We start from the raw sequence: 12,945 nt of genomic DNA on the forward strand, positions 1-12,945 counted from the left end.
CAATTTCTTATGAGTTTTTCTAGGAGCAAAAAAAAATAAACTTTCTCTTTCGTTAGATAGAATTGAAACCTTGATACTATGATACTCCGTCTGACAAAGAAAGTACAAGATAACTTTAAATTAAAAAATTTACAGCCAATCCCAGAAAACAATCTAGAGAAAGAATGGTATGTACATACCTTTACAGCCGGCAGGTTGAAATATTATTTAGTCACTCATGCAGAAACATTATTTTCTGTGTTCTTTCGCGGTGCAGGGATCAGATCGGAAGGTGAATTTTTAGACAGAATCATTCAAGAATTCAAAAGACAATTGGAGGATGAATCCTTTTCTGCCGCCTTTAGCAAGTTAGTGGTACCACAGGCTCAAGAAATTAAGATTACTTCAACAGTGAATCGAAGGATTATAGGTTCAATGCAGGATATGATCCAAATGTCAAAGTTTATCATCAATGATGATCCTAGTTCAGAGAATACTTCTCCATTTGGGATGAGCAAATTTGTGAATCGAACACCTTTCTCCTTTCTCGGCATGGATGATCCCAAAACTAGAATGGAGAAATATAAATAAGTGGGAAGTCACAAAATTTAATATCCTTCTATCGATGGTAACTTAGTTTGTGATTTCATAGAAGTAGGAAGTATTTATATTTGTTTAATTCCTTCCGGTATATAACTCATATGGTTGCCTCGTCGTTTCGATACGCTTCGCTACTTAGGCGACCGAAACGATGGAAATAAAGTGTAGATTCAACGACCGAAACGACATCCGACCAACAATACCGAGCCCGAGCCTTGAGTAGGCCGAAGGCCGTATCGAAAAGCGAAAGGCGAACTACCTGATCCCCGGCTTAATGTATTTCAACTCATCCAAGTAACGACCTGTTCCAAGAACCACACAAGTGAGTGGGTTTTCCGCGCGGAATACTGGAACTCCTGTTTCTTTGGTGAGGTAGTGTTCGAGACCACGAAGGAGGCAACCACCACCTGTGAGAACGATTCCTCGTTCTACCGTGTCCACACGTTTGTCAGCGAAGGCAATGGGCACCTCGCATTTTTTCGATTAGGGTGCTCTTTACTTATACGCGACCGGGCTTTCCGCTCCAATCTTTTCGCTAGTGCGAAAAGTATTTCCACTGCAATCCCTGGTGCGGGGGTAGGGATTTTTATTCTTGCCGATCCGTAAAATCTGATGGGTAATGATTGCTAAATGAAAATTGTGATTGTTGCAGGACCAAATGGAGCTGGAAAAACAACTTTTGCTCGATTTTTTTTGGGCTCTATGCCTGAAATCTCCCACTATCTGAATGCTGATACAATTGCTGCTGGACTTGCTCCGCTAAAACCTGAAACTGCAGCAGTGGAAGCAGGTCGATTTCTACTGACACAAATGGATCAGCTTGTAGGACAGAAAATAAACTTTGCATTCGAAACTCTTTATCTTCAAAAAATTATCTACGACGAATCAGAATCTGGAAAGCCTGTGGATATGATGTTAGGCTAGTTTTCCTGAGTCTGCCAAGCCAAGATTTTGCAATCAATCGAGTAAAGCAACGCGTGAAACAGGGCGGTCATAACATTCCAGAAAAAGTAATTCGAAGAAGGTTTAATCGTGGATTAGAGAATTTGGACGCATACAAAAAGATTGTCACAACTTGGCAGGTGTTTGATAATAGTGTTACACCCCCAATTTTAATTGAATCAAGTGATGTACAGAATGAAAAAAGAAAAAAATAATCTAAATGATTCAGTAATTGTGGAGAAGGCTTTGAATGAAGCCGCAAAGTATGCAAAGAAACTTGCAGTTCAGACTAAGACGAAGTTCATTACTCGGAAAGTAAAGTCAAAGAAATCTGTTTTCGCAGGTAAGTAGCGAGCTTCATCTACCACATAGGAACTTGGTAAGAGTTTTGCCAAGAACCAGTCCCCCCGACTCAAGAATGGTTATTCCATATTCGTCACAGATTGCTCATTATGGGAATCCACATATTGCCTCAAAATAGATAGTATCTCAAATCAGAATAATGCTTCAAAAGTAAATGTATTCGAAGTAAAGTCTACCTCTTCATGAGTGATGACCATTCAAACACTCAAAGGGAGGTTCAAAATGGAGCTTACTTTGGACGAAAGACATGCAATGATTAAGATACTCTCGAGGAAGTACAGCCTTAGCTCGAAAAAACAAAAATCATATCTTGTAGATGAGCTGGTTTATCTGTCTGGATTTAACAGGACGTATGCCACAAGAGTCCTCAGGCGATATGCTACAAATCCACAGAGACCAAAGACTGCGAAGCGATCTGGACGAACTACCGTCTATGGTGAGGATGTCAAAAAGGCTCTTGAGAAGATTTGGGTCATCATGGATTACATTTGCGGGAAAAGATTGGCTCCTTTTCTTCCAGAGATCATTTCTAAACTAGAATTCTTTAAAGAGATTGAATTTCCACTTACTGTCAAAGAGAAACTCACAAAAATCAGTGCCTCAAGTATTGATAGGCTTTTGAAGGATGCAAAACGGAAACTAGGCAGAAAAGGTTCCTCAACCACAAGACATGGGAAATACTATTTAATCGATCAGATACCAATTAAAACATTTGCTGAATGGGATCATACGGTTCCAGGTTTTGTTCAGGTAGATTTGGTTGCTCATAATGGTGGCAATACCTATGGCGGGTTTCTATACACATTAAATGCGACTGATGTTTCGACAGGTTGGACAACTTGCACACTTGTTCGAGATAAAACACAATTCCAAATGCTAAAAGCATTTATGAAAATGAAGTCGTCTTTTCCTTTTCCGTTAAAAGGATTTCATTCAGACAATGGAGCCGAGTTTATCAATGAAACAATTGTTGCTTTTAAAGAAAAGTATCAACTTGAATTCACCCGAGGAAGAGCTTATAAGAAAAATGATAACCCTCACATTGAACAAAAAAATTATACAATTGTAAGAAGGAATACAGGTTACTTACGATATGATAAGCCTGAACATGCTGAAATATTGAGGGAACTATACAGTAATCTCAATTTGTATGTTAATTACTTCCAACCATTATGATATTGCTCGAAAAACATCGAAAAGGGGCAAAAGCAATTAGGAAATATGATTATCCCAAAACTCCTTATCAAAGACTGATGGAATCAAAGGAAGTAGATAAGAAGACGAAACAAAAAGAAAAAATCATCTACGAAAATCTAAACCCAGCAGAAATCAAAAGAAGAATCAATGAATGCCAAGATAAATTGATTCACCTAGCTGCCCCACTCCGTGCTCCTAATGAGATCGTGAAGATTCGTAGAAAGAAAATGGTAATTCACACAATGAATCCAAAAGAAAGAAACCATAACACGAAAAATCCAAATCCTTTTTTAGAAAGACAGAAATTTGAAGAACTTAGAAGAGCAGCGAAATTAATTTGGGATCAAAGAAAATAAACTTGAACTAAAATTCGAAAGATAGGATAATCACTGTTATCTTTGAATACCAAGGTTTTGAAGAAACAATTCCTTATTTGGATGCTATTTTTTTGAATCAAGTCGATCCAGTCGGCTTAAAGACGACTATATTTTATATATTTTTTGCTTACAGGGAATATGAAATGGAACCATATACCTTGCAACCAAAAAAGACCTTGTTTAGGATGTTGCGACAAACTCTCAGGCATTATTGCAAACGAACACTTGACAAAATAGACCTATTTTTTGGATGCTTTTTTTGTGATTAAGTTAACAAAAATTATACTTATTCTTATATTCTGTATTCATTGCAAACTTCCGCAGCTGAATAATAGCTGTGATCCCAAGTCCAAGGATTTTTTCCAAATTCTAACTCTAAAATATATCTTGGGCGATGTAACTCCCCATTGCGGAATTTCTGTATTTAGCCCGAACACGGATCCAGTAGATTTTTGGATCCCCAATGGTGATATAAATTCAATTCATATTGCTATGGATAGAATTTATATGACAGGCAATTTTTCCTATTTGGGGCCTAACACAGGAACTGTGGCCCTTTTTGATTTAGAAACAAACTCAATAGTGCCTAAAAGATTTTGCCCTTATATCGAATCCAATGGTACAATCTACGCAAGCCTACCAGATGGAAATGGCGGTTTTTACGTGGGAGGAATCTTTGATGTAATCCAAGGTCAAACCATTGAAAATTTGGCCCATGTCAATTCTGAATGTAGAGTAGATCTGAATTTTAGACCAAATCCTGATGGTAATGTAAGAGCTATCACAAAATTGGGAGATAGTATCTTTGTCGGTGGTATCTTTGCATCCATTGGTGGGACAACAAGATCTGCACTCGCCAAACTCAATGCCATTACAGGTGCCGTGGACACAAGCTGGGTGCCAGGAACGACCAGTGGAACGGTTTGGGCCTTGGAAAACTCTGGCACCTCACTCTATGTAGGCGGTGATTTTTCCACACTCAGTGGACAAGCTCGCATTGGATTTGGAGTTTTAGATACAAATACTGCGGTCGTCGATCCAATTACTAGAAATACGGATGCTACTGCTATCTATACTATCTACAAGGACGAAACTTCCCTGTACTTAGGTGGGATCTTTACACAAATAGATGGCCAACCGCGCGCTGGCTTTGCTGAGCTTTCCCTATCGGGACTCACGCTCACAACATGGGCTCCTTCCGTGAGCGGTGGCGGCTGGATCAATTCCATTGCGAAGGATGGAAACAAACTTTATGTAGCTGGTAATTTTTCTACATTGAGTGGGATTCCCCGATCCAATGTCGGATGTTTTGATTTAGGTGTAACTACACCCACTTCTTGGAATCCAAACGTTAACAATACTACAAATTCTATTTTTGCCACGAATGGAAAGGTATTTGTAGGCGGATTTTTTAACGAAATTGGAACTAAAAACCGAGAGTTTTTTGGAGTGATCGATGCGGCAACTGGAGTTGCTCTCGATGACTTCAATCCCATTGCAATCAATCCCATCTACACAATTCATAAGATTGAGAATCGGCTCATCCTAGGTGGAAACTTTATTTCAATCGGCGGTGTAAAACGAAATTATGCGGGAGCCTTGGATCTAAAAACAGGAAAGGCCACCCCTTGGGATCCGAATACGGATACGGCTCCGATAGGACTCACGTCGGATGCAAACTATATTTATATCTACGGATCTTTCTCAAGCTTAGGCGGAGGTGCTTACTTTCGAGAATCTCTTGCTCAAACAGATCCAATTACGGGAATACCAACTAATTTTGATTATATATTTTCATCCAATTCTGTAAACTCTGCAGTTGCACACAACTCGATCCTATATTTGGGAGGTACATTTACAACTGTCAATCTGACTAGTTATGGAAATTTGGCGAGTATTGATTTGATTTCGGGCACAGTCCTTCCTTGGAACCCACAAGGAGATGGATCGGTTCGAACCTTAGCGATCTACAATGATTCTCTTTATGCTTCTGGGGATTTTTCAAACTTCGGAGTCGTACCAAGGAATCGTATCGCAAAATTCGGATTAGATGGCACACTTGATACTACTTTCAATCCCACAAATGATTCCACATCGATGTATCATTTTTCTATCAGTGATGGCCTTTTGTTTGTAGCAGGTGATTTTAGCAATTTTAATGGGACACCAAGAACTGGAAAAGTTGAGATCGATGCGATTTCTGGAACCAATACAAATCTAAATTATACGGCAGACAATGGAACTTTTTTTTCCAGCGCAAGCCCTACTCATTACTTTATAACAGGCTTTTTTACAACGATCGCGGGCCAACCAAGAATCTCCTTGGCAAAGATTGAAAAAGGCACGGGGGATCTCAGTTCCTGGAATCCAAAATTACAATTCGGAAACGCTAACCGAATTCTCGTCCATGAAAACTATGCACTGATCGGTGGTAGTTTCATAAAGGTGAATGATCGAATGAGGCCCTTTTTTGCAGTGGTGGATCAAGAAACTGGAAGTTTAATAGAATAACGAGACTTCCGAGACTTTCGAATTATTTTCACCACATAGGAACTTGGTAAGAGTTTTGCCAAGATCCAGTCCCCCCGACTCAAGAATGGTTATTCCATATTCGTGACAGATTGCTCATTATGGGAATCCAGTCGGCTTAAAGACGACTATATTTTTGCGAAAATTTCGCAAAAATGAGACATAATTTTAGATGAGACATAATGAGGCCTCATCATTAGAATTGGCATTTTTTTGACAGTGGAAACAATAGAGTGAAGAGATCGGAAAACTAGATTCCGCTATAAAGCTTTTGGTGGGTCTCGCGATGGCTTTTGGTAAAAGTATCCATCTATCAATGTGTAATTTTTCTTCAGCTCCTTCTCTTTGTTAGATGCGTGATAAGAGTAGATCATCTTCGATTCCATTGCGTTTTTACAAATGGGACAAGCTAGCGGATCTCTAACATCAAACGATGATTTAATGGCTTCTGACCAAGTAGATTTCTTGGCCTGAGATTCTAACTTTAACCTCTTTGCAGGTCTTACATAAATTCCATAATAGCGAACAGACTTCTCATGTTTGTTGGGAAGAAAAAAAAGCATACGGGCAAGAAATTCATCAATCGGCATCGTTAAACTTTGATACAACTTTTCTTTGGTGATGGATTCGACATTGCTTTTGTAACGGAATGTTAACGTTTGTTTATTTTGATCTACTTTTTGAATTTGGCTATTATGAAAAAGTCCAAAGGCAATGTATTGGGCGATACGATATATGGAATCAGATTCTCGAACGTTAATTTTTTCAAAGTAAACATGGAAACCTTTTGGATAACTTTTCGTGAAAAAAGTATATTCGTCTTTATTTATATATTTCTTTCGAAGTAAGTATTTGCAAACAGTCCTTAGAGCGTTTTTCGATAACAAGACAAACATAGCCGACTCTTACACGAAAAAGGAACGGCTAAAACAATTTTACAATCTTTGCATTCGTTCCATACAAAACCTCTATTGAATTTACCACAGGTAAGAAGTTTTTCCACCTCTCGAAGCTTCCAGATTGGAATTTTTCCGAATTTAGATTCGAATTTGTCCACATAACTTGTAATAAATGTCTCATAATGATTCTTCCAAATATTTTTATACTCGGACTCGCGGGTGTGGGCAGGTGTATAGGCTTGCTTGGCTTCTTTGGAAGAAATGAATATTTTGAATCTCCAAGTAGAGAAAAAACTCTCCTTAGAGAAAGGTTAGGAATATTGGAGAAGTGATCTTTTTTTATTTTACGTCTCAATCCCTCCGCGACCCGGATCGACCGAGCGCCCTCGTCGAGGGAGAGCCGGAAATGTGCGCCCCAAAAAAAAAAGGGAACCATCGATTGGTTCCTTTTGTATTTTATATTGAATGGTTTGAATACTCGTCGTTTCTGTCGTTTCGATACGCTTCGCTACTTAGGCGACCGAAACGACCATCTGAAACGATGGCGACCTAAAAGGCGGAGCCTCGAGTAGGCCGAAGGCCGTATCGAAAGGCGAAATGCGAACTACGCCCCTATCTTATCCCAGGCTTAATGTATTTCAATTCGTCCAAGTAACGACCTGTTCCAAGAACCACACAAGTCAGTGGGTTTTCGGCACGGAAGACCGGAACTCCTGTTTCTTTCGTGAGGTAGTGTTCGAGACCACGAAGGAGGCAACCACCACCTGTGAGAACGATCCCTCGTTCCACGATGTCGGCTGCAAGTTCTGGAGGAGTGCGCTCAAGAACCGATTTGATCCCGTCTAGGATTTCGTCTGTTGGTTCTTTGAGGGCTTTGCGGATTTCGTTGGAATCGAGTTCGAGGGTGCGTGGGAGACCAGAGATCGCGTCACGACCTTTCACTTCCATCGTGTCGACACGTTTGTCGGCGAATGCGTTACCAATCGTGAGTTTGATGTCCTCGGCAGTTCTTTCTCCCACCACTAGGTTGTATTGGTTACGGAGGTATTTCACAATGGCTTCATCAAATTCGTCACCACCAGTTCGGATGGACTCAGCGATTACCATACCACCAAGTGAGATCACGGCGATTTCTGTGGTTCCCCCTCCGATATCCACAATCATGTTCCCTGCTGGTTCATGGATCGGGATGTTGGCACCGATGGCAGCAGCAAGTGCTTCTTCGATGAGGAAGATTTCGCGGGCTCCGGCTTGTTCAGCGGACTCACGAACGGCACGTCGTTCCACTTCGGTAATTCCCGAAGGAACCCCGATGACGATGCGTGGTTTTACAAATGTAGTGCGGTTGTGGACTTTTGCGATGAAGTAACGAATCATCTTTTCCACTGTTTCGAAGTCGGCGATCACCCCGTCTTTCATGGGTCGGATGGCAACGATATCACCAGGAGTTCTTCCTAGCATCCGTTTTGCTTCTTGTCCTACAGCGAGGACTCGGCCAGTTGAGGCTTGGACTGCCACGACCGACGGTTCTGATAGGACGATCCCTTGTCCTTTCACATGCACGAGGGTGTTCGCGGTTCCCAAATCGATTCCCATATCGTTCGAGAAAAGTCCATAAAGATTATCAAATATCATATCAGATCCTGTGAAAGAAGTACGAAAGGGGGAATTTACGGTGGGTTAACACCAAAACTTTACAATTCTACCCGTTCCCCATAATTTTCGGCTGGTTTTTGCTTTCAACCGTAAAAATTTTCGATAGGCTAGTTAGATACAAAATGCTACCTTTCTCACAAATCTTACGAAAACCAAACCAGGCATTTCGCACGGAAAAGATCCTTGCTGCCATTGATTTGGGCACCAATTCCTTCCACATTGTCGTCGTAAAACTAAGACCGGACGGTACACTTGAATACCTGACCAAAGAAAAGGAATCGGTTCGCTTAGGAAGTGGTAGCAGTGATTATGCGGTCATCACAAACGAAGCAATGGATCGCGGCATTGCTTGTTTGAAACGTTTCAAAACACTCGCTGATAGTTACCAAGCAGAAATCCGTGCGGTTGCCACCAGTGCGCTTCGGGAAGCCGAGAACCGATTGACCTTTCTCGACAGGGCTGAGAAGGAAACGGGCATCCAAATCCAAGTGATTTCGGGAAACGAAGAAGCACGTCTCATTTATTTAGGGATTTTACAGGGTCTTCCGGTATATGAAAAACGGATCCTTCTCATTGACATTGGGGGAGGGAGCACGGAACTACTCATCGGGGAAAAAGGAGAAATTCTTTTTTCCACCAGTATGAAGTTAGGTGCCATTCGCTTAACAGAAAAATACTTAAAAAAAGATCCAATTTCAGCCACGGACTTACAAAAATGTAGGATTCACATTGAATCTGTTTTATCTGCTTTTTTACCTCAAATCGAAACTTGGAAACCCTTTCTGGTCGTAGGAAGTTCGGGAACCATCACTTCTGTGACTTCCATGGTCTTAGAAAAAAAAGGGGAAAAACGAGAACGGTTAAATGGAACTGAGATTCCCATCGATGCCTTTAAAGAGATCCGCAAACAAGTATTAGATGCCGAAAGCATCAAAAAAAGATTAAAAATCCCAGGACTTGATGCCAAACGTGGAGATATCATCGTGGGAGGGATTTTGGTTTTGGACGAAGTGTTACAACGGATCAAAGCTCCTTCCTTTACCGTAAGTGACTTTGCCCTTCGGGAAGGGATCGTGTATGATACGATTGAGTCCTGGTACAGACATACCGATACCTCTCTTCCGAGACTAGATAACATTCGTGAAAAAGCAATTAAAACCGTTGCCAATCTTTACCCGCAAGGGAAAGAACATGCCGAAACGGTCGCAAAACTCACCTTGCAGATGTTTGATGACCTAAAAAGTTTACATGGACTTGGAAATTTAGAACGTGATTATTTAGAAACTGCTTGTTACCTCCATCAAGTAGGACTTTGTCTTTCTCACCACAATTACCACAAACATAGTTATTACATCATTCGAAACTCAGAAGCTATGGTTGGGTTTTCCAATGCGGAAATTGAAATCATTGCACTCCTTGCTCGTTACCATAGAAAAGGTGGACCCAAAGGAAAACACGAAGAGTTTAAAGTCCTTAGGCCAGAAGACCAACTTTTGGTTCGTAAACTTGCCTCTTTTCTTCGCATTGGAGATGGGTTGGATCGTTCTGAAAAATCCATCATTGAACGACTCGATGCAGTCTTTGAAAAAGGAAAAGTGAACTGCCGGTTGTACATTCAAAAAGGAGCGGATCCTAATTTAGAAATTTGGTCTGTATCGGAAAAAAAGGATTTGTTCGAAGATACATTCGGAATCAAATTAGACTTTCACTTACATTCCCTATGAATCGAATTGTTTCCATAGTCATTTGTTTCTTATTCCTTTCTTTTTCGATCGATGCTTTACCGATTGATCTCACAAAAAATTGGTATGTGACAAAAGGATTTGTAACCAAAGAAAATCCAGATCCTAAACAATGGAAAACTTTGGAATCACTTCCATTATCGCCGATTCTCAAACAATTTGATTGGGAAAAAGGAAAACTTCGCAAAGTGACAATGGCAAAAACCTTTTTATTGTCACCATCTGACTTTGAAAAGGTGGAAGATGATGCGTTTAGTCTTCATGTACCTTATATATCGAATTACTTTGCCATTTATATCAACCAAAACCTCGTGATTTCAAGTGGAAGTATCAAAGAGGATTCTATTGAGACAAGTGGGTATCGACGACATATCCTTGTACGATTGAAACGAAATGGGTTAAATTTAGGTCAAAACCAAATTAGGATTCTTATCGCCGCCGAAGAAGGTGAGGAATTAAATGTTTATGATCTTTTTAATGATTATCCAGCAAACATTGATTTGGCGTCACAGCATTTGGAAATTGAAGATGAATATTTGACTTACATGTTGTTGTTTTTGTATTTTTTTGTTGGAATTTATCACGGCCTTTTTTATTGGAAACGTAGGCAAGAAACATATAATCTATATTATGCGCTCTTCTCGGTTTTTTTGGCAATATATATGGTATTTCGCTCTCAAGCCGTATACCATCTAGGATTAGAACCATTTACACAAACAAAAATAGAATACTTCGTCGTTTTTTTGACACCTAGTTGGTTACTTTTGTTTACGGATATTTTCTTTCGTGGAAGAATTAGTATCGTTTCTAAAATCTATTTATCTGTGAGTGTTTTGTTGGCATTCACTCAAATTTTTGTAAATCGTGCTGCCTCTGTAATTCTACTTCGGATATGGCAGATATCGGTTTTAGTATTTGGTGTGATTTTATTATATCTCATCATCTCAGCCGTACGTAAAAAAAATAAAGATGCAAAACGCCTCCTAATGGGTGTTTTGTTTTTGTTAGGAACAGGAACTTGGGATGTAATGGGTGCTTCGGGAATGTTACCCATCCAAAATCTCAACTTACTTCGTTATGGTTATGTTGTATTTGTTTTGGGAATTGCTGTAGTATTAGCCAATCGTTTTTTACGTGTTCATAGGCAAGTTGAATCACTGAATTTGAGTTTGGAAAGAAAAGTGGAGGAAAGGACAAACGAATTACAAAACACATTAACGAAAGTCCAAGAGCTAAAAGTCCAACAAGATGGTGATTATTTTTTAACCTCTCTGTTACTAGATCCGCTTAGCCAAACAAAAATCCAATCTACTTTAGTCCTTTTACAAGCCTATGTAAAACAAAAGAAAGAATTTGAGTTTCGAGGGAAAAAAAGAGAAATCGGTGGAGATATCATCATCAGTGATCATATCACTTTAAACGGCAAATCTTACTTAGTTTTCATCAATGGAGATGCAATGGGTAAGTCCATCCAAGGTGCTGGTGGAGCCTTGGTCCTTGGAGTCGTATTTTTATCCTTTATCAAACGAACACAAATGATTTTGGAGAACCAAAACAAATCTCCCGAACGTTGGATCAAAGAATGTTTTTATGAACTGCAAACGATATTTGAATCCTTTGACGGATCCATGCTCGTATCGGTGGTGTTAGGTCTCGTGGAAGAAGATACAGGTGTATTGTATTATCTTAATGCCGAACATCCGTGGACCGTTTTATATCGTGATGGTGTTGCCTCCTTTATCGAAGAGGAACTGGAACTACGAAAAATCGGAACCAAAGGGATGGAGGGAGATGTACGAATTCGAATTTTCCCTTTGGAAACAGGTGATGTATTATTCATCGGATCGGATGGAAAAGATGATTTAGTTCTCGAAGAGAGTTTAGATGGTAATCGCCTCATCAATGAAGATGAAACCAAATTTTTAGAAGTGGTAAAAAAATCAAAAGGTGACTTAAACTCAATCGTAGAAAATCTTTTAGAGGTGGGAAAGTTTTCAGATGATTTAACACTTCTTAGGTTAGAATGGCTAGGTTCATTCAAACGAGTCTCCACGGACGACCTGACTCATCTCAATTCAGATGATTTTTTGTATTCCAAAATCAAATCCCTTTTGGATCTGGGGAAAGCGGAAGAAGCCTTTCAAACGATTGAAACGATTTTGTCCAATGAAACCTTGTTAGATGATATTAGGATCAATTTGATCCGTGAAAAATCTCGAATTTCTTTATTACTCAAAAAATTTGATGTCGCTGTAGATTCTCTTGAGTCGATTTTCCCATATTTTGTTACGGACAATGAGATATTATTGCAACTCAGTTTTGCCTACCGGAAGTCGAAGAACATGAAAAAGGCGATTGAGCTTGGGGAACGACTGCGAGCAAGGGATCCAAAACACATCCGCAATCTAATTAATTTGGTGGAATGTTATCGCCTAATTGCCAATAAAGAACGGGCCAAAAAGATTTTCACCCGTTTGGCGGCCTTGGCTCCCGAACACCCTCAAGTGGTGAAATTGAGAGAGGTTTTGGAGCTGAATCCGAGTTAGGTCCAGAAATTCGACTTTAATACCCTTCTTTTTTATTTTTTTTTCCAAAAACCGTTAAAAACGTTCTGAAAACGTCGTTTTACCGTTTTTAACGTTCTGAACCACCACCCTGCCA

Annotated in this window: 8 protein-coding genes and 2 pseudogenes; 6 read left to right on the top strand and 4 right to left on the bottom strand. The window is 39.9% G+C overall.

Annotated elements, in window-relative coordinates:
- Window positions 1-78 precede the first annotated feature (78 nt).
- Entirely contained in the window at window positions 79-570 is a 492-nt protein-coding gene (locus EHQ59_RS09610) for a DUF6933 domain-containing protein (protein WP_135619450.1), read from the top strand.
- 264 nt (window positions 571-834) lie between these two features.
- On the opposite strand, the pseudogene EHQ59_RS09615 reads toward EHQ59_RS09610, so the two are convergent.
- A pseudogene (locus EHQ59_RS09615) lies at window positions 835-1,017 on the bottom strand (rod shape-determining protein); the annotation flags it as partial.
- 192 nt (window positions 1,018-1,209) lie between these two features.
- On the opposite strand from EHQ59_RS09615, the gene EHQ59_RS17790 reads away from it, so the two are divergent.
- The 3 genes and pseudogenes from EHQ59_RS17790 (at window position 1,210) to EHQ59_RS09630 (ending at window position 5,969) form a co-directional block, all read left to right on the top strand.
- Complete coding sequence (locus EHQ59_RS17790) at window positions 1,210-1,503, top strand: hypothetical protein (RefSeq protein WP_208652357.1); 294 nt, start codon at window positions 1,210-1,212, stop codon at window positions 1,501-1,503.
- Window positions 1,504-2,106: 603 nt separating this feature from the next.
- Window positions 2,107-3,437 (top strand): annotated as a pseudogene (locus EHQ59_RS09625) (DDE-type integrase/transposase/recombinase).
- A gap of 513 nt (window positions 3,438-3,950) precedes the next feature.
- Complete coding sequence (locus EHQ59_RS09630; RefSeq protein ID WP_135619451.1) at window positions 3,951-5,969, top strand: delta-60 repeat domain-containing protein; 2,019 nt, start codon at window positions 3,951-3,953, stop codon at window positions 5,967-5,969.
- 278 nt (window positions 5,970-6,247) lie between these two features.
- Here EHQ59_RS09630 and EHQ59_RS09635 read toward each other — a convergent pair whose 3' ends face one another.
- The 3 genes from EHQ59_RS09635 to EHQ59_RS09640 form a co-directional block, all read right to left on the bottom strand.
- Window positions 6,248-6,883 carry a transposase gene (locus EHQ59_RS09635; RefSeq protein WP_244245474.1) on the bottom strand — a complete coding sequence of 212 codons (636 nt, stop codon included), beginning with the start codon at window positions 6,881-6,883 and terminating at the stop codon, window positions 6,248-6,250.
- The gene (locus tag EHQ59_RS17840) at window positions 6,853-7,044 is read right to left on the bottom strand and encodes a transposase zinc-binding domain-containing protein (RefSeq protein ID WP_244245475.1); all 192 of its coding nucleotides are present in this window, start codon (window positions 7,042-7,044) and stop codon (window positions 6,853-6,855) included. Before EHQ59_RS17840 ends, EHQ59_RS09635 begins: the two co-directional genes overlap by 31 nt.
- Window positions 7,045-7,498: 454 nt before the next feature.
- Complete coding sequence (locus EHQ59_RS09640) at window positions 7,499-8,521, bottom strand: rod shape-determining protein (protein ID WP_002972591.1); 1,023 nt, start codon at window positions 8,519-8,521, stop codon at window positions 7,499-7,501.
- Window positions 8,522-8,664: 143 nt separating this feature from the next.
- Between EHQ59_RS09640 and EHQ59_RS09645 the strand changes: the two genes are divergently transcribed.
- Together EHQ59_RS09645 and EHQ59_RS09650 are read left to right on the top strand one after the other, a co-directional pair.
- Complete coding sequence (locus EHQ59_RS09645) at window positions 8,665-10,266, top strand: Ppx/GppA phosphatase family protein (protein ID WP_135619452.1); 1,602 nt, start codon at window positions 8,665-8,667, stop codon at window positions 10,264-10,266.
- The gene (locus EHQ59_RS09650) at window positions 10,263-12,830 is read left to right on the top strand and encodes a SpoIIE family protein phosphatase (RefSeq protein WP_135619453.1); all 2,568 of its coding nucleotides are present in this window, start codon (window positions 10,263-10,265) and stop codon (window positions 12,828-12,830) included. The genes EHQ59_RS09645 and EHQ59_RS09650 overlap by 4 nt, the downstream gene beginning before the upstream one ends.
- Window positions 12,831-12,945 lie beyond the last annotated feature (115 nt).

The organism is Leptospira kemamanensis, assembly GCF_004769665.1.
GTDB lineage: Bacteria > Spirochaetota > Leptospiria > Leptospirales > Leptospiraceae > Leptospira_A > Leptospira_A kemamanensis.

Coding starts and splice junctions, on each gene's coding strand:
- EHQ59_RS09640 (WP_002972591.1), bottom strand. CDS start 8,521: ATGATATTTGATAATCTTTATGGACTTTTCTCGAACGATATGGGAATC.
- EHQ59_RS09610 (WP_135619450.1), top strand. CDS start 79: ATGATACTCCGTCTGACAAAGAAAGTACAAGATAACTTTAAATTAAAA.
- EHQ59_RS09645 (WP_135619452.1), top strand. CDS start 8,665: ATGCTACCTTTCTCACAAATCTTACGAAAACCAAACCAGGCATTTCGC.
- EHQ59_RS09635 (WP_244245474.1), bottom strand. CDS start 6,883: ATGTTTGTCTTGTTATCGAAAAACGCTCTAAGGACTGTTTGCAAATAC.
- EHQ59_RS09650 (WP_135619453.1), top strand. CDS start 10,263: ATGAATCGAATTGTTTCCATAGTCATTTGTTTCTTATTCCTTTCTTTT.
- EHQ59_RS17790 (WP_208652357.1), top strand. CDS start 1,210: ATGAAAATTGTGATTGTTGCAGGACCAAATGGAGCTGGAAAAACAACT.
- EHQ59_RS09630 (WP_135619451.1), top strand. CDS start 3,951: ATGGATAGAATTTATATGACAGGCAATTTTTCCTATTTGGGGCCTAAC.